Origin of the sequence: Enterococcus sp. DIV1208, from assembly GCF_050530455.1 — a bacterium.
Taxonomy (GTDB): domain Bacteria; phylum Bacillota; class Bacilli; order Lactobacillales; family Enterococcaceae; genus Enterococcus_B; species Enterococcus_B hirae.
On record NZ_CP172887.1, the window covers coordinates 1258349 to 1277009 of the forward strand.

Consider the following 18661-nt stretch of genomic DNA (forward strand, 5'->3'; position numbering starts at 1 on the left):
TTTTCATGAAAAGTAGATTTTAAAAACTAAAAATAGTATGATAGGACGAGAATAACAACGCGGGGTGTTAAAAATGGAGAATAAACTATTAGTTGAAGAAACAATCGAAAAATTGAAAAAGGAAAATATACGGATCACACCTCAGAGGTATGCAGTTTTAGAGTATCTGATTGAACATCATTCACATCCGACTGCTGACGAAATTTATCGTGCTCTGGAAGATCGTTTTCCGAATATGAGTGTGGCAACAGTTTATAACAATTTAAGATTGTTTACTTCAATTGGCTTTGTACAAGAGATGAAATTTGGGGATTCATCTAGTCGATTCGATTTTAGTTCAAAACGTCACTATCATGTGATATGCGAAAATTGTGGAAAGATCGTCGATTTTCATTATCCTGATTTAGCGGATATCGAAATGGCAGCTGGTCGATTGACGAACTTTGAGATCAATGAGCATCGTTTGGAATTATATGGTCGCTGTCCTGAGTGTCAAAAAGAACAAGCGATTTAGTTTGCTGAAAGTATTGATAAAAATATGAAAAAATAAAAAATTAGTCAGTTTGATAAACAAATCACTGACTTTTTTTTATTTTTTTCTCTTTCATTCACAAAGGTTATAGTGTATGTTTTTGTTTTCACAAGTAAATCGTGGATTAATCAGCAATTGCGCAGGAGAATGAACAGAAAACAACAAGGTTGAATTTGTGAATTCACAAGCATTAAACTGTTGTATCCGTTTTATTTTTGCTATATTTAAACTTGTCGAAGGACAAATCGTTAATCGGAGGGATTCACATATGAAAGTTGTAGTAATTGGCTGCACGCATGCGGGTACAGCAGCTGTTAAAAGTATCTTAAAAAATCACCCAGAAGCGGATGTTACTGTGTACGAGCGAAATGATAATATTTCCTTTTTATCATGTGGGATCGCATTATACGTGGGTGGTGTAGTAAAAGACCCAGCCGGTTTATTCTATTCTAATCCTGAAGAACTACATTCTTTAGGTGCAACTGTAAAAATGGAACATGATGTAACTGACGTGGATACTGAAAAGAAAACTGTGACAGCCAAAGATCTAAAAACTGGTGAAGTTGAAACAGTTTCTTATGATAAATTGGTAATGACTACTGGCTCTTGGCCAATCATTCCGCCAATCAAAGGAATTGAATCAAAAAATATTTTGTTATGTAAAAACTATAACCAAGCAAATGAAATTATTGCACAAGCAGAAGATGCCAAACGGGTGGTCATCGTAGGTGGCGGTTATATCGGTATCGAATTAGTCGAAGCTTTTGTTGAATCTGGTAAACAAGTTACATTGATTGATGGTTTAGATCGTATTTTAAATAAATATCTTGATAAACCATTCACAGATGTATTAGAAAAAGAACTTGTCGACCGTGGAGTTACTCTAGCATTAGGTGAAAATGTTTCTGAGTTTATTGCGGATGAAGAGGGTAAAGTGAAACAAGTAGCAACTGCTAAAGAAACTTTTGACGCGGACATGGTCATCTTATGTGTTGGTTTTAGACCAAATACGACATTAGTTGATGGAAAAGTTGATACGTTACCTAATGGAGCCATCAAAGTTAATGAATACATGCAAACAAGCGATCCAGATATCTTTGCTGCAGGGGATTCTGCTGTAGTAAGTTATAACCCAAGTGGTACCCAAAATTATATTCCTTTGGCAACTAACGCAGTTCGTCAAGGATTGTTAGTAGGAAATAACTTGACTGAACATAAAATGGCGTATCGTGGAACGCAAGGAACGTCTGGACTTTACCTATTTGGTTGGACGATTGGTTCAACAGGGGTGACAAAAGAGAGCGCACCTATGAATAATTTAGAAGTCCAAGCAACGGTCTTTGAAGACAATTATCGTCCAGAATTCATGCCAACAAATGAAAAAGTGATGATGGAATTGGTTTATGAAAAAGGGACAAACCGCATTGTCGGTGCCCAATTCATGTCGAAATATGATATCACTCAATCAGCAAATACGATGTCACTGGCTGTTCAAAATAAAATGACCGTTGAAGATCTAGCGCTATCTGATTTCTTCTTCCAACCTCATTTTGACCGTCCATGGAACTACTTGAACCTATTGGCACAAGCTGCATTGGGCGAAATCGAAACTGCGCAATAAGCAATCAGCGAATGGTTGAACATTGTTTATTCGTTTTTTAGAGATACTAGAAGAGACTGAGACAACTTTTGTCCCAGTCCCTCTTTTTTTACGTAAAGGTATCAACGGGTATTATCGAAACAAAAGAATCTTTTTTTCTAAAAATAAGAAAAAGAGATTCTTTTGTTTCTTTTTTATATGATAAAATTCAACTATTCTAATCAGGAGTGATGTTATGAACTTGTTTGAACGATCTTATATGTTGTTGGCACTCGCTTATGGGTTGGCTGATGCAGGAGATTTTAAAGCAGTCGGTGAAGAAGGAAAAAAAAATTATCAATTGTTATTCTCAACTTTTATTAAAATGCTTGAAAATGATGAACAGGAAGCATTGATTGACCGAGAGAAAAAACCAGCAATCATTGATTCCTTGAAAAGAACGATTAAATTTTATGAAATGAAAAATCCCAAAGAGTTACAGCAAATGATGGAAAACATGAAAAAAGATGATCCAACAGATTTTATAATTTTTCCGGCATATATCACTAAAAAAATTCAGGATCATGTATTTGGATTAATCCTTTATAGAAAAGAAGGACATTATTTAGTAGCGATGATTGATAAATTGGAAGATACGAACAGTGATCGTCCATCAGGTGTATTCACAACGATTCTTCCAGAAAAATTAAGTACTTTAAGTAAAATCATTTTCCAGACAAAATTTGAACATCACAAAGATAGTCGTTGCAATACAGCAAAAGTTATTCAGCAATTAGGCGAAGAAAAAATAGACCCTACATACCTCAACCTTAGTATGAGGGGATATAATGGAATGGCAAATTGTACGGTTAAAGAACTTTTTGGGACTTTTAGAGTCGTTCTCTACAACAGTCAGAAATCTATTTTTCAAGAGACAATAGCTACTGGGTTAAAAAAACTACCAGTAGAATTAAAAAGTAGAACAATTAAGCCAAAGGTAGGAAATACCAGAGATAATCGTAAGATGTTACTTGAAGCTTTTATAAAAGAAGCGAGATTTAATAAAAAACAAGTCAGTGCGTTGACTCATCTATATAACGTTTATTTAGAGCTTAAAGAACAACGAGAAAAAAGAATTGCTGAAAACCCCTATTATTTTTTGGAATACTCTCAGGGAGAATTTACAGCAAGTTTTACCAATAGTATAATCAACGACTCAAGTTCGCCGCTTACTTTCAAAAAAAGTCAATCGTTTGATAATTTTAAGGTGTTCACCTCGTCAAAAAGGCAATTACCAAACTTGGGGGAGATTTTAAAAGGAATACTTGATGAAGAAAATATCCATAAGAATCTTCATCATTTAACAAGAAATGCTAGTATAAATGCTAGTGTGAAAAATGAATTACATACAAGAAAACAACTGACATCAGATGATAAAAATCTGAGCGTCAGCAATAACAAAAAAAAACGATTGTATTGATTATTACAGTAAAATGGATGTCAAATCCAAGTGAAAGTATATAGATAGTCAAGTCTATCAATTGAATGAAATAATTTGAAAAATTACTGTTTTCTATAGTTAAGAAATAGCGTCTTTTTAATATGCCTAGGTTTGTAAGGGGATAAGTGAGGAAGTAGTTTGAAAAAATTTAGGTCTAAATAAGCACATAGATAACAAAGTAGACAAAATTTAATATTATTTTGAGATAAAGTATTCTTTTAATTCTTAGACATAAAAGCTATAAGTTGTCTTTCAATTCGTTTTCTGACAAAATAAATAGAGGATGATGCAGATCATGTCAAACTATAATGAGGGAGCGATCAAATGATGGAAAAAGAATACTTTGTACAACAAGCAGCATTTCTGGATGATTATAAAAAAGAAGCAAAAGATGAAACGATCAATGTCGATCAATTAGCTGATCAAGTAATCAACCAATTGAATGAAACACAAGAGGATTATTATCTAATGAGTGGGGAAGTAGCGAAAGATGGCAATTCCCATCGTTTCCCATTCAGTCGTCGCGTTTATTCAGATGAAAACGATGGAACAATCAATACGGAGTATACTTATGAAGGAGAACCTTACGTCTTGCAAACGGAAGAAGATAAATAAGCAGTTCTCTAATCATTTAAAAAAAGTTCAGGTTTTTCAATCGACTGATGATTGGGAAACCTGGCTTTTTTGCGACGGCACATGTTCCTTGATAGAGCGAATAGCTTATTTATTCCGAAAAGTGAAAAAGTGAAACAAAAAATAAAAAACATATAGAAGTAAAGGAAAGCTACCTTGCCTCGAACAAGCTTTTTCCGTATACTGGATTTGAAGTGAGGGAAAAATCATGTTGAACTTAGAAAATTACTTAAAAGCGGGACAAACAACGATATCGAACTTGTTGTTAAAAAATTATCATCGTATCGGATTACAAGCAGAAGAGTTTTTATTTATTTTGCAATTGCAAAGGGCGCAACTCGAAGGAGACTTTTTCCCAGATTTACACTCGATTGCGTTGGATATGGGTGTCAAACAAGAGCGTATCTATCAAATTTTAAATCACTTGATCAGTAATGGGTTTATTAAAATTGAAACAGCAACAATTGATGGTAAGCAAGCTGATCGTTACAATCTATATCCTATATATGAAATTTTAGGGAATTTTTTGGAAAGTCAAAATCAAAAACAAGCTGATTTAAGTCAAGAAAAAATGGTGCAGTCTGTTTATCAGTTATTTGAACAGGAATTTGGTCGCCCATTGTCAGCCATCGAATTTCAACGGATCGGTCAATGGTTAGAAGAAGATCATTATCAACCGGAAATTCTGAAACTTGCTTTACGTGAGGCTGTTTTGAATCAAGCGTATAGTTTTAACTATGTGGATCGAATCTTGTTGTCTTGGGAACGTAAAAATTTAAAGACGAAGCAACAAGTAGAAGAAGATCAAAAAAGACGAAAACAACAAATGTTACAAAAAGAAGTGGAAACCACTAACGCACAACCAGAAGCCTTGCCAAAAGTTACGTTGAAAAATTGGCTGGAGGAATAATATGTTAAGTAAACAAAAAACAATGGAAGCCTTGACAAAAATGTACGACATGTTCCCAGAAGCACATGGTGAATTAAAACATCGAAACCCTTATGAACTGTTGATTGCTGTCATACTCAGTGCTCAAGCAACCGATGTCTCAGTTAATAAAGCGACCCCAGCTCTTTTTGAAGCTTTTCCAACTCCTGAAAAGCTGGCTGCGGCTCCGATTGATGACATTATCCCTAAGATCAAAACGATTGGTCTTTACCGCAATAAAGCAAAAAATATCAAAGCATGTGCCCAACAATTGATGGATCGCTTTTCAGGTCAAGTTCCTCAAACTAGAGAAGAATTGATTTCTCTTCCAGGAGTTGGACGAAAGACAGCGAATGTCGTTTTAGGTGATGCTTTTGGTATACCAGCAATTGCTGTGGATACTCATGTCGAGAGAGTAACAAAACGTTTAAGGATTTGTAAGTTGAATGCCTCGGTGTTGGAAGTAGAAGAAACGCTGATGCGCAAAGTACCAAAAGAATTATGGGTCAAGACTCACCACACTTTAATATTTTTTGGTCGTTATCATTGCACGGCAAGAAGTCCACGGTGTGAAGTTTGCCCCTTGTTAGACATGTGTCAAGATGGAAAAAACAGAATGAAAGAAAAAACATTGAACGTAAAATAAAAGATAAAAAAAGGAAGTTGAGGTTTTTCTCAACTTCCTTTTTTGTTATGTGCCAGAAGACGTTGAACGACTAGAGGACTGTCCGGACTGTGCATTGTTCTCCGGAGGTGTTTGCGCTGGTGGTGTCGTGGATGACTCAGGAGTTGCCGAAGATGAAGAGCTTTGACTACTGCTGCTATTTTCTGGCGTTTCAGCTGAACTACTTGAATCATTTTTGTCACTTGAACTATCTACCGATGTCGAAGATTCGGCAGATGACTCAGTTGTTGAAGTTTCTGTCGATTCCGACGAAGAAGATACCGGTGTCGAACTTTCAGGTACCAGTGTCACTGATGAAGATGGCACCGTTGTTGAAGGGATCGTCGTACTTGGTGTTTTCTTGAGTTGATCGGTAAAGTATAATTCACCGCCAGATCTTACCAGTCCGCTAGGCATTTGCCAATCGCTATTTGTGACGCTGGATGATACATATTTCATTAATTCTCGATAAACATCAGAAGCAACATGAGACGAAGCAGAGGTGACAGGTGTCATTTTGTTGTTATAACCGGTCCATACTGAGATGGCGTAGTTTGGTGTATAACCAGCAAATAAAATATCAGGATACACACCGCTAGAAGTTCCTAATTTTGCGTACTCATCATCCGTATAGTTGGAAGTCCCGGTTTTTCCAGCTTGGTATAATCCAGGAATCAACGCATTCGTCCCAGTTCCTTTTGTTAATGTATCTTTTAAAATATCTGTGACCATATAGGCTGTTTCTGGAGACATAGCTGTATTACCATCGGGATCGAACGTTTCTTCTGTGCCGTCTTGGAAGACGATCTTATTGACATATTGTGGTTTATAATACGTTCCTCCATTAGCGAAAGCAGCATAGGCAGCCGCCATTTTCAAGGAAGAAGCGCCATATTTTGTGCCGTCTTGTTTTTCTGTGTTACTTGAAATCGCATTTGATTGATGGATCGTACTATATTCAATTCCAAGATCTTTTAAAAAGGTGCTAACTTTATCTGCGCCGACTTCATTGAACAATTTGACAGCTGGAACGTTTCTGGAAAGATACAAGGCTTGTCTTAAGGTGATCGTCCCCATAAAACGGTTATCCCAGTTGCCTACTGGTGTTGAGGTTCCTTCATAGTTATAAGGAGCATCACTGATCGTTTTTCCTGTAGAGTATTTTAGATATTCAAAAGCTGGGCCATAATCTGTGACTGGTTTCATTGTCGAACCGAAGTCACGAGAAGTATTAACAGCTAAGTTCATACCTAGTGTGACATCTTCTGCAATATGGCGACCGCCAATTTGTGCTTTTACTTGACCAGTATTGACATCGATCAACGTAGAAGCAACTTGCATTTCATCATCTGGATAGTTGACATAGTCATCAGTGTTGACAATATCATAAAGATGTTTTTGTGCGTCTAGATCTAAGTTAGTATAGATATCCAATCCATCAGTAAATACATTTTTATCCGTTTTTTCTTGAACTTCATTGATGACTTCTTTGACATAATTATCAACGATTTTTGAATTATCATCTTCTTTTTTCATCTCTTGAAGACCATCATCGATTGGTGTATTCACTGCAGCATCATATTCTGATTGAGAGATTTTCTTGTTTTGTAACATGGTATATAAAACAGTATCTCGCCGTTTTTTGGCTTGTTCTGGATATTGGTATGGGTCATAGGCAGAAGGCGCTTGTGGCATTCCAGCTAACAAAGCAGTCTGTGGTAATGAAAGTTCTGGTAATCTTTTACCAAAATAATTTTCTGCTGCCGTTTCCATTCCGTATAATCCGTTGGACATATAGACTTTGTTCACATAGTAAGTCAATATTTCTTGTTTTGATTTTTGTTGTTCTAATTTTACAGCTAACCAAGCTTCTTGTGCTTTTCGTTTCAAGGTTTGATCTGAAGCGTTGGTAGAGAAGTAGGAGAGCTTAATCAATTGTTGGGTCAATGTACTACCACCTTGAAGTCCGCCAGAAGTAAAGTTAGAAAGTGCAGAGCCGACGATCCGAACTGGGTCGATCCCGATATGTTTATAGAAACGTCGATCTTCAACAGAAACGATGGCGTTTTCTAACGTTTTCGGCAATTCGTTTGCGGTAATCTTTTCTCTTTTTTCTGCTCCTAAATCTTCAAATAATTCGCCATTTTGTGTGTAAAGTTTAGAAGAAACAGTCGCATCTAATGCAGTGTCCATTAATTTTGGAGCATCTTTTGCATAAAACCAAAATAATCCGACACCGGCTAGGAAAGCGATACAAATCAAAGAAAATAAAATCAAGATGATACGGATGAAAAGCCCACGCTTCTTATGCCCGGAACCTTTGCCAGAAGTTTTATTTCTTGTTTGACTCGTCTTTTTAGAAGAAGAGGGACTGTTTCGTCTGGAAGTTCTTGTTTGCTCATTTGCCATTCTTGCGATCTCCTTCGATAGTTAATGTTGATAAGTATTGATCTACCGCTTTTAGATAAGGGATACGTGGCGAAAAACCTGTTTGGATCTCGATCCCTATTTTTTCGATCAATGAAAGCGGAAGCGACTTTTTCCCCTGATCCTTTTGCGCATGCCAATAATCGATCAGATAAGTACTATCTAAATAAAAGCAACGCTTCAACGTAGAAAACCATAATAGGACAAAACAAATTCCTTGTTGCTTTAGACAAGCTTCCATATGGTCAATTTGATGCGCATGGAAATTTTTGAAGGGAAAAGATGTCTTATTCTTTGTTTCTTTCGCTTCAAAATCCAAATAGAAACCTCGATATACACCGTTATAATCTGTTGTGGAGGCCTGTGAGAAATAAGCTTCCTTAATAACAGCGGCGCTACGTCGAGGATAATCTACTTTAACAATTTGAATGGGGGTTGGTTTTTTATGGATAACAGCTACTTGGTGCGCTAAGTAATACTGGTTACTTTCGTTAATTGCTTCTTCAAAACGCATCCCTCGATTGCCAAATTCAATGGCTGATTCTCTTTTTTCTTGAACTTTTTCCTTTAAAGAGGCATTCTTATGATAGGGTTGGCCGTTTGGATAGCGTAAAACCATTTTAATCACACTCCTAGCCAACATTATAGCAAAAAAGAATCAAGAAAGAAAAGGAAACTCAAATGGACCGATTAAAAGTGATGTATATTTCCGGTTATCGAAGTTTTGAACTTGGGGTTTTTAAGGAAAATGACCCTAAAATAACGGTTATTAAAAAAGTCTTAAAAAAAGAGATACAGCAATTAGTCGAAGAAGGACTTGAATGGGTTCTTACTAGTGGAAACTTGGGTATAGAAACATGGGTCACGGAAGTAGTTGCTGAATTAAAGCAGGAATACCCTGAGTTAAAGTTGGGGATCATCTATCCATTCAAAGAGTTTGGAAATAATTGGAATGAGAATAATCAAGAAAAGTTAAGAATGACAGAACAGTTAGCAGACTATGTTGAAGCAGTTAGCCATCAAGCCTATCAGTCGCCTAGCCAATTAAGAAACCACACGCGTTTTTTACTTGACCATACCGATGGCTGTCTACTGATTTATGATCCTGAGTTTCCAGGGAAAACCCAGTATTTTCTGAAAGAGGCGCAAACCTATCAACAGGATCATTCTTATGAAATTCGGCTAGTCAGTATGGATGATTTACAAAATTTCAGTGAATAATTCAGATAGTGTTTGATTTATCAAGTTATTTCCGATACAATGATATAGGTAGAAACTGTTATTATGTAAATGAAAACTAGAGGTGTAAATATGGCGGAATTGGTTTATAGTCCTAAAGACATTTTACAACAAGAATTCAAAACAAAGATGCGTGGCTATGATCCCATCGAAGTGGATGAATTCTTAGACAATATCATCAAAGATTATGAAACTTACAGCAAAAAACTCCTTGCTTTACAAGAAGAAAATGATAAATTAAGTGCCAAAGTAGCACAATTATCAAAAACACAAGGAGCAGCACAAACGCGTGTTCAACAAGTTGAAACACCGAAAAGTGCAGCAGTCACAAATTTCGATATCTTGAAACGTTTGTCAAATCTTGAACGTGAAGTATTTGGAAAAAAATTGGATCAACAATCATCAACAGTGAATGTTTCCCAACCTAACCCAAACAACTACACAAATGCAAGTGACGATGATAACGAAAAGACACGTCAATTCTAAGATTGATGATACATTGCGGTTTTTGGGTAATCGCGGTCTGACATGATCAGGCTGAGGAAAGTCCATGCTCGCACAGGCTGTGATGCCTGTAGTGTTCGTGCTTAGCGAAACAATAAGCTAAGGTGCTCTATTAGAGTAACGGCAGGAAAACAAGCTAAGGTTTTTAACTATGCTTAAGTATCCTTGAAAGTGCCACAGTGACGAAGCGGATAGGGAAACTTATTCGGTGGAACGCGGTAAACCCCTCGAGCGAGCAACCCAAACAATGGTAGGGGCGCTTTTTGTTGGGAATTAAGAACGAGACAAAAAGGCAGGTTAACTGCAGATAGATGGTTACCACATTGCTTTTTCTCCCTGGAAAAGTAGTGTACAGAACATGGCTTACAGAAAACCGCAATATAACAGGGAATACCTTCCAACCATGTTGTGAAGGTTTTTTTTAACATTAGAGTGTCACCACCGATTTATACCATTCAATAAATGGCTTGTTTGTTCAGGAACACAAAAATGAACGAGTGAAGAATGGCAATTTAGAGACAAGTATGAAAAAAATACTGATTCATTTTTCGGTTTGATTTTACAAAAAGCTGGACGACCACGTTCAGCTTTTCTTATAAGGAGATAAGTATGGATACGACTAGAGAATTTAATCTTGTGGCAACGGCTGCAAGTGGGTTAGAAGCCCTTGTTGGAAAAGAACTACGTGACTTAGGCATTGATTGTCAAGTTGAAAATGGACGGGCACGTTTCAAAGGAACGATGGAAACGATCGCTACAGCAAATTTATGGTTACGAACAGCTGACAGGGTAAAAATCGTTGTTGGGGAATTTGATGCGTTTACCTTTGATGAACTATTTGAGAAAGTTAAAGCATTACCTTGGGAAGACTTTCTACCTTTAGATGCTGAATTTCCGGTTGCAGGAAAATCAATCAAGTCTAAGCTTTATAGTACACCTGATTGTCAGGCGATCACTAAAAAAGCGATCGTTGAACGATTGCGTAAGTATTATCACCGTCCGGCATCTGTTCCATTAACGGAGACAGGCGCACATTTTCAATTAGAAGTCGCTTTACTAAAAGATCATGTCATGATCACACTAGATACAACTGGTCCTAGTTTGTTCAAACGGGGATATCGTTTGGAAAAAGGTGGCGCACCGTTGAAAGAAAACATGGCAGCCGCTTTAGTGATGTTGACAAATTGGCGAAAAGATCGTCCGTTTTATGATCCAGTGTGTGGTTCTGGTACGATCTGCATCGAAGCTGCCTTGATTGGACACAACATTGCACCAGGATTTAATCGTGAATTTGCTTGTGAATCATGGGATTGGTTTAGTAAAGATGTTATGGAAAATGTTCGAGCATTGGCAGAAGAGCAAGCAGATTATGATATTGAACTCGATATCACAGGTTCTGATATCAATGGGCGGATGATCGAAATTGCTAAAGCGAATGCGGAAGAAATTGGCTTAGGCTCTTCAATCACGTTTAAACAACAAGCAGTCAAAGATTTCAAAACGGATAAAGAATACGGCGTAATCGTCGCGAATCCGCCTTATGGAGAGCGTTTAGGTGAAGAAGAAACGGTTCGTCGCTTGTATGAAGAAATGGGCGATGTTTTCCGTCCATTAAAGACATGGAGTAAATACATTTTGACAAGTGACCTTACTTTTGAAGAGTATTATGGGCAAAAAGCTACTAAAAAACGTAAACTGTATAACGGAGCTTTACGGACTGATCTCTTCCAATACTGGGGAACGCGTCCACCAAGAAAAGACAAAACGATTTAAAATTATATGGGATGGATGGAGGAATAAATGATGAATGAAAAAGAATTGATGAAAGAACTAAAAGAAATCAATCTCTTGCAACAAACCTTGGGCATTTTAGATTGGGATATCCAAACGGGTATGCCAGAAAAAGCGAGTGAGGATCGTAGTGAAGTCAATAGTTATCTTTATAGTCTTTATTTCTCAAAGAAAATTGGACCTAAGATCAAAGAAGCCATCCAATATTTTTCTGAACATCCCAATGAATTATCTGAAACGGGAAAAATCGTGTTCGAGAAGGTCAAAGAAGACTACGAACTTGAATATAAAGTTCCTGAAGAATTGATGACGGCATTGACAGCAGCAACTTCTACCGCACAGGTGCAATGGCAGCAATCTCGTGAAACGAAAAATTTTGCGGATTTTCAAGAAGCATTGACTAAAAATATTGAGTTAACAAAACAGTTGATCCCCTATTGGAAAAAAGACGAAGCAACTGATTATGATGTGTTACTCAACCAATATGAACCAGGAATGTCTGTTGAAATCTTAGATCGTGTTTTCCAACAAGTAAAAGAAGGAATCATGGAAATTAGAAAAACCTTAGCAGAAAAAGGGCATGAACCAGATACCTCTTTTCTTTCTCGAAAAATGACTAAAGCCCAACAAAAAAGGTTTGTCACAGGCGTGATTGAACAGTTAGGTTATGATTTCTCAAGAGGACGTTTAGATGACACAATCCATCCTTTTATGATCGGGATCAATCATAATGATGCACGTATTACGACTCGTTGGAATGAACATGACTTTAAAATGGCAGTCTTTGGCGTGATCCATGAAGCTGGTCATGGAATGTATGAGCAAGATATTGACGAAAAATTTGCTTATACTCCGATTTACCAAGGTACTTCGATGGGCATCCACGAATCTCAATCACTGTTCAATGAGATCATCATTGGTAGCAATCGAAGTTTCTGGGAAAAACAATATCCATTTTTCCAACAATGTGCAGAAGGAACATTCGATGATATTTCATTTACTGACTTTTATCGCTCGCTGAAACAAACCCAAGCAAGCTTGATTCGAATTGAAGCAGATAGTTTAACCTATCCATTGCATATCATTATTCGTTATGAAATTGAGAAAATGATTTTCAATGAAGGCGTGGACGTGGCTCAGTTACCAACTATTTGGAATCAAAAGTATGAAGAATATCTAGGAGTACGACCTTCGAATGATTTAGAAGGAATCTTGCAAGATGTCCACTGGTCAGGAGCTAGTTTTGGTTACTTCCCATCTTATGCTTTAGGATATATGTATGCTGCGCAACTGCTTCACGCATTAGAAAAAGAGCTTTCGATCGATGAAGTGTTAGCATCCGATGATTATCGACCAATCAAAGAATGGATGAAAGAAAAGATCCATCAATATGGTGCATCTAGAAAACCAACGCAATTGATTCAGGATGCAACCGATGAGGTGCTAAATCCGCAATATTTGATCGATTACATGAAAAAAATCTATTTTTCGGTCTATCAAGTAGCTGAATTCAGTAGCGAGAAAGAAGGAAAATAAATGGAGAAACTGCAGGAAATTGCTGATTACAGTTTCAAGCAATTAGCAATGGATCAAACTGGACACGGGATTGATCATACGGTAAGAGTCGTTAAATTAGCAGAGAAAATTTTAGCAACTGAACCGCAAGCTGATCCATTGATTACCCTTGCTTCTGCTTATTTGCATGATACGATCGATGATAAAGTAGTAGCCGATGAAACGAAAGCAAAAGCAGAGTTACATCAATTTTTGCAACGTTTAGAGCTATCAGATGCAACCATTGAATCAATCTTTTTGATTATTGAAAACCTGTCTTTTTCAAAAGGGTTGTCAGGTGAAGAAATGGCATTACCTATTGAAGGAAAAATTGTTCAAGATGCAGATCGTCTTGAAGCCTTAGGAGCAATTGGTATTTTGCGTACGGCTTATTTTGGTGGTGGACATGGTCATCCCATTTTTGATGAAAGTCGGCAACCAATCACTTATCAAAATAAAAAAGATTATCGCAAAGGGTCCACTGTGATCAATCATTTTTACGAAAAATTGTTCTTATTACCAGATAGGATGAACACCCCATATGGTATAAAGGAAGCAAAACGACGAGAAGCCTTTATGCGGGAATTTATTGATGAATTCTTCAATGAATGGTCAGTAGGAGACCCTGATTTTACTCCCGAAAGCTGGTTGGCAACAGGAGGTTGAGACAAAAGTGTTAAGCATCAAGAAATAAGAAGGAATTTCCGAAAATTGACAAGAAACACAAAAACTCGTTTTTGATGTTGATTGTTACCTACTTGGTGCTTCTCAAATTTTTGGTAAATTTCGGCAAGTTTTCCGAAGATGCTACTTTTGTCTCACCGTGAACAAGAGGTCGTGAAAAGAGTGCCTTGACCTGAGCGCTCACCAAGTAAAAACTGCGACGAGTAATCGCAGGAACATTAAGGATGAAAATCTCGAAACAGCTCCCCATGTTTTGAGATTTTTTGACTTATCGCCGAAGGTCAGCTCTTTGAACACCGTTTATTCGATTTTAGAGAGACCAGAAGAGACTGAGGCAAGGTTTGTCTCAGTCTCTTCTTGTGGTCATGAGTAGTAACTGACGACCATAGGGAACGTTTTTTGTGTTGGGAGAAAGACTTCTTAAAATAGCTACAGGTAAGCGCCTTGGACCAAGTAATATATAGCTAGAGAAGCAAACATTAAAAGAATTTAATATACAAATAGAATATTCGTTTTTTTATTTCATAACAAAAAACAAGAATAACTAATGGCGGAAAATTCAGAATATATGGAATATTTATTGGAAAGTTTATTAAGTTAAGGGTTGATATTAGCTAGAGGTGATCCTCTTAAAAATAACGACAGTTACTAAAATAAGTAAAAAAATATTTCGTTAGTGGAGTACCGATTGATTTGTTATGTAAGAAAATACTCAGTTAAATAACTCTCATAATTTGTGTAAGCGCTATCAGAAAAGGTATACTTATAAACAGGAATGAAAGGCTGCATATTCGTTCCTCAACCTTGAAGGTTAGAAAAATGGGGGTGGAGACATGTCTTCTGAAGTATTGTCAACTTATTTAGAACAGGAACTGGCTTTATTGAAGGAAAAGGGACTATACAACACGATTGATATCCTTGAAGGTGCAAATGGTGCGATCATTGAGGTAGCAGGGAAAAATTTGATCAATCTAGCATCGAATAATTATTTGGGGTTTGCTGATCGAGTGGAGCTGAAACAAGCGTGTATCGACGCAACGAATCGCTATGGTGTCGGCGCAGGTGCTGTCCGAACAATTAATGGCACATTGCGTATCCATCAAGAATTAGAGAATAAAATTGCAGAATTTAAAGGTACAGAAGCAGCGATTGCTTTTCAATCAGGCTTCAATTGTAATATGGGAGCTATTTCAGCCATTATGACTAAGGAGGATGCGATCTTATCAGATGAATTGAATCATGCTTCGATCATCGATGGATGTCGCCTCTCTGGTGCCAAAATCATTCGTGTTAAGCATCAAGATATGAACGATCTAGAAGAAAAAGCAAAAGAAGCGGTAAATAGTGGGAAATATAACAAAATCATGTATATCACAGACGGTGTTTTTTCAATGGATGGCGATGTAGCTAATTTACCCGATATGATCCCAATTGCCGAAAAATACGGGTTGATTACTTATGTGGATGATGCCCACGGTTCTGGAGTGATGGGAAAAGGAGCCGGCACAGTGAAGCATTTTGGTCTCCAACAGAAAATTGACATGCAAATGGGTACATTGTCTAAAGCAATCGGTGTCGTTGGTGGCTATGTCGCAGGATCTAAATCGTTGATCGACTGGTTAAAATCACGAGGACGTCCTTTCTTGTTTTCAACATCACTTACACCAGGTGCTGCTGGCGCTGCTCTAGCATCGATTCAACTGATGCAAGATCATCCAGAATTAGTCGAAAAAGTTTGGGAAAATGCCATTTATTTCAAAGAAAAACTGAAAAAAATCGGGTATGACATCGGCGTGTCGGAAACACCAATCACTCCAGTGATACTTGGCGATGAGAGTCTAACACAACAATTTTCTAAAAAGTTGATTGAAAATGGACTATATGTGAAACCAATCGTTTATCCAACCGTACCATTGGGAACAGGTCGTGTTCGTAATATGCCAACTGCAGCTCATACCAAAGAAATGCTCGATCATGCTGTAGCGATTTACCAAAAAGTCGGAAATGAAATGGGCATCATTTGATTTAGTAGAAATGATCTCGCCTGAAATCTAAGAGAAAGACGATCATAGGATAGAGCGTTTCGGTTGTGTTTCTGTGAAAATCGAAGAATCACCTTTTTTATATTTTGCTCGTCAATGGAATGTAGGTAGCATTTATTTTTAATAGATAGTGAAAATGAACTAAAAAGGAGTGTTTGTATGAAAAAAGTATTAGTTACTGGCTGCCTTGGACAAATCGGATCGGAATTAGTTTTACGTTTAAGGGAAGATTTGGGTAATGAAAATGTTGTCGCAACGGATATTCGTATGCCTGAAAAGCTAGAAGATGGTGAACTATTTGAAATTTTAGACGTCATGGATTACGAAAAAATGCGAGCGTTAGTCGAAAAATATCAAGTAGATACTTTGATTCATTTAGCAGCGCTTTTATCAGCTGTCGCTGAAGCAAAACCAAAGTTCGCTTGGGACCTCAATATGGTTGGGTTAGTCAATGCGCTGGAAGTCGCAAGAGAATTTAAGTTAAAATTCTTCACGCCAAGTTCAATCGGCGCTTTTGGACCTAATACACCAAAAGATGAGACTCCTCAAGATACACTCCAACGACCAACAACAATGTATGGCGTGACAAAAGTCGCAGGCGAGCTTTTGTGTGACTACTATTATACAAAGTATGGCGTAGATACACGAGGTGTACGCTTCCCTGGATTGATTTCTTATAAAACTTTACCTGGGGGTGGGACGACGGACTATGCAGTGGATATTTATTATTCAGCTATCAAAGAAGGAAAATACACGTGCTTTATTGATCGTGGTACAGCTATGGACATGATGTACATGCCAGATGCCATTGAGGCGATTGTTCAGTTGATGAATGCTGATCCTAAAAATTTAGTTCATCGCAATGCATTCAATATCTCTGCAATGTCTTTTGAACCAGAAGAAATCAAAGCGTCAATCAAAAAAGTGTTTCCTGATTTTGAAATGGACTATGCAGTTGATCCAGTGCGACAATCGATCGCAGACTCTTGGCCAAATTCATTAGATATTAGTTGTGCGCAAAAAGAGTGGGGCTTTCAACCACGTTACGACCTAGATAAAATGACTCAAGATATGTTGTCCAAGTTGCAAGAGAAATTGACAGCAACAGTCTAATTACTATAGTTTATCGTAAACTTCCGATCGAGTGGTGGGGAGTTTACGATAAAGGGAGGATAAGCGATGGAACGTAACCAAGTATCGGTTGAAAAAAACAAAGTCGAACTAAAGCGAACGATGGGCTTTTTTACTGCTTTATCGACTGTGATGGGAACAGTGATTGGAGCGGGAGTATTCTTTAAAGCAGCGAGTGTCGCAGAAGTTACAGGATCAGTTAGTTTACATATGCTTTCTTGGTTTTTGGGAGGTATCATCTCCGTCTGTGCAGGTTTAACTGGTGCAGAACTTGCCGCAGCAATCCCCGAAACAGGCGGTATGGTCAAATATATCGAACGAACCTATGGACAGACGGCTGCTTTTTTGTTAGGTTGGGCACAAGTTGTGATTTACTTTCCTGCAAATGTAGCGGCATTATCAATTATCTTTGGGACACAATTTGTGAACTTATTTGCCTTAGAACAGCAATGGATTGTCCCCATCGCTATTATAGCCGCTGTGACGATCATGCTGATCAATTTTTTAGGATCAAAAGTTGGTGGAACTTTTCAATCCATTACCTTAATCTGTAAATTGATCCCACTGGCAGTCATCGTCTTGTTTGGCTTATTTCGCAGTGGTGGAGTAGAGTTTCAGCTGTTTCCCATAGAATCAGGAAAAGATCTGCCATTGTTTTCAGCATTAGGTGCGGGCTTGTTAGCGACAATGTTTGCTTATGATGGTTGGATTCACGTTGGAAACATTGCAGGAGAATTAAAAAAACCGCCAAAAGATTTACCGAAAGCCATTTCTATAGGAATCATCGGGATTATGGTTGTTTATTTATTCGTTAATACCGTCTTTTTAAAAACAGCTTCGATTGGAGGAATCAGTGGCAACAGTAATGCTGCTAGCGAAGTGGCTACCATGATTTTTGGTGGCGTAGGTGGGAAACTTGTAACTGTCGGGATTTTGATTTCAGTCTATGGAACAATCAATGGCTATACACTTACTGGGATGCGCCTGCCCTATGTGATGGCCCAAGAAAAACGGTTACCTTTCAGTCACCACTTAGGAAAATTGAACGATCGAACGAAGATTCCAGTGGTTGCTGGTGTTTTGGAACTAGGGATTGCGATCGGTATGATGATGGTCGGTGGATCTGATATGCTGACGGATATGCTTGTTTTTGTGATTTGGATTTTTTATACGATGGTATTTGTAGGTGTAATTATATTGAGAAATACAGTTCCAAAACTTGAAAGGCCTTATAAAGTTCCGTTATACCCAATCATTCCGCTAATCGCCATTCTTGGTGGTGCTTTTATCGTGGTTAGTACGTTACTGACACAAACACTTTTAGCATTTAGCGGAATCGCTTTGACATTAGTCGGAATCCCTGTTTATTTATATTTGAAAAATAAATATCCTGTAGTTTAACATATAAATGATAGTTAAACGTGCATTCTGTTGTAGCGTGTCAAGTTAAGC

At 37.6% G+C, this 18661-nt stretch carries 16 protein-coding genes and 1 other RNA gene; 15 read left to right on the forward strand and 2 right to left on the reverse strand.

Annotated elements, in window-relative coordinates; genetic code table 11:
• The first annotated feature begins 73 nt into the window (after positions 1-73).
• The 6 genes from IGK91_RS05820 (at position 74) to nth (ending at position 5819) form a co-directional block, all read left to right on the forward strand.
• Positions 74-514 carry a Fur family transcriptional regulator gene (locus IGK91_RS05820; RefSeq protein WP_010719254.1) on the forward strand — a complete coding sequence of 147 codons (441 nt, stop codon included), beginning with the start codon at positions 74-76 and terminating at the stop codon, positions 512-514.
• 286 nt (positions 515-800) lie between these two features.
• Positions 801-2153, forward strand: coding sequence for an NADH oxidase (locus IGK91_RS05825; protein WP_010737508.1), 1353 nt, complete (start codon positions 801-803; stop codon positions 2151-2153).
• Between the two features lie 214 nt (positions 2154-2367).
• The gene (locus IGK91_RS05830) at positions 2368-3591 is read left to right on the forward strand and encodes a hypothetical protein (RefSeq protein ID WP_430605341.1); all 1224 of its coding nucleotides are present in this window, start codon (positions 2368-2370) and stop codon (positions 3589-3591) included.
• A gap of 348 nt (positions 3592-3939) precedes the next feature.
• A complete protein-coding gene (locus IGK91_RS05835) occupies positions 3940-4227 on the forward strand; it encodes a DUF5960 family protein (RefSeq protein WP_014834686.1) in 288 nt (95 codons plus the stop codon).
• A gap of 226 nt (positions 4228-4453) precedes the next feature.
• Positions 4454-5155 carry a DnaD domain protein gene (locus IGK91_RS05840; protein ID WP_010737511.1) on the forward strand — a complete coding sequence of 234 codons (702 nt, stop codon included), beginning with the start codon at positions 4454-4456 and terminating at the stop codon, positions 5153-5155.
• A gap of 1 nt (position 5156) precedes the next feature.
• Positions 5157-5819 (forward strand): endonuclease III, encoded by a 663-nt coding sequence (nth, locus tag IGK91_RS05845; RefSeq protein WP_010737512.1) that lies wholly within the window; start codon positions 5157-5159, stop codon positions 5817-5819.
• A gap of 45 nt (positions 5820-5864) precedes the next feature.
• Here the strand turns inward: nth and IGK91_RS05850 are convergent, their stop codons facing one another.
• Entirely contained in the window at positions 5865-8246 is a 2382-nt protein-coding gene (locus IGK91_RS05850; protein ID WP_081122797.1) for a PBP1A family penicillin-binding protein, read from the reverse strand.
• Positions 8236-8883, reverse strand: a complete 648-nt coding sequence (recU, locus tag IGK91_RS05855) for a Holliday junction resolvase RecU (protein WP_010737514.1) — start codon at positions 8881-8883, stop codon at positions 8236-8238. Before recU ends, IGK91_RS05850 begins: the two co-directional genes overlap by 11 nt.
• 62 nt (positions 8884-8945) lie before the next feature.
• Here recU and IGK91_RS05860 point away from each other — a divergent pair, with 62 nt between their 5' ends.
• The 9 genes from IGK91_RS05860 (at position 8946) to IGK91_RS05900 (ending at position 18610) form a co-directional block, all read left to right on the forward strand.
• The gene (locus tag IGK91_RS05860) at positions 8946-9485 is read left to right on the forward strand and encodes a DUF1273 domain-containing protein (protein ID WP_010737515.1); all 540 of its coding nucleotides are present in this window, start codon (positions 8946-8948) and stop codon (positions 9483-9485) included.
• 90 nt (positions 9486-9575) lie between these two features.
• Positions 9576-9989, forward strand: coding sequence for a cell division regulator GpsB (gene gpsB, locus IGK91_RS05865; RefSeq protein ID WP_010719243.1), 414 nt, complete (start codon positions 9576-9578; stop codon positions 9987-9989).
• An 18-nt stretch (positions 9990-10007) separates the two neighbouring features.
• Positions 10008-10378, forward strand: an RNA gene (gene rnpB, locus IGK91_RS05870) — RNase P RNA component class B.
• 238 nt (positions 10379-10616) lie between these two features.
• Positions 10617-11780 carry a THUMP domain-containing class I SAM-dependent RNA methyltransferase gene (locus tag IGK91_RS05875; RefSeq protein ID WP_010737516.1) on the forward strand — a complete coding sequence of 388 codons (1164 nt, stop codon included), beginning with the start codon at positions 10617-10619 and terminating at the stop codon, positions 11778-11780.
• A 30-nt stretch (positions 11781-11810) separates the two neighbouring features.
• Positions 11811-13334 carry a carboxypeptidase M32 gene (locus IGK91_RS05880; RefSeq protein ID WP_430605342.1) on the forward strand — a complete coding sequence of 508 codons (1524 nt, stop codon included), beginning with the start codon at positions 11811-11813 and terminating at the stop codon, positions 13332-13334.
• Complete coding sequence (locus IGK91_RS05885; protein ID WP_010737518.1) at positions 13335-14018, forward strand: HD domain-containing protein; 684 nt, start codon at positions 13335-13337, stop codon at positions 14016-14018.
• An 851-nt stretch (positions 14019-14869) separates the two neighbouring features.
• A complete protein-coding gene (locus IGK91_RS05890) occupies positions 14870-16060 on the forward strand; it encodes a glycine C-acetyltransferase (protein WP_010737519.1) in 1191 nt (396 codons plus the stop codon).
• Positions 16061-16237: 177 nt separating this feature from the next.
• Complete coding sequence (locus IGK91_RS05895; RefSeq protein WP_010737520.1) at positions 16238-17191, forward strand: L-threonine 3-dehydrogenase; 954 nt, start codon at positions 16238-16240, stop codon at positions 17189-17191.
• Between the two features lie 66 nt (positions 17192-17257).
• Positions 17258-18610 carry an APC family permease gene (locus IGK91_RS05900; RefSeq protein WP_113803558.1) on the forward strand — a complete coding sequence of 451 codons (1353 nt, stop codon included), beginning with the start codon at positions 17258-17260 and terminating at the stop codon, positions 18608-18610.
• Positions 18611-18661: the final 51 nt, after the last annotated feature.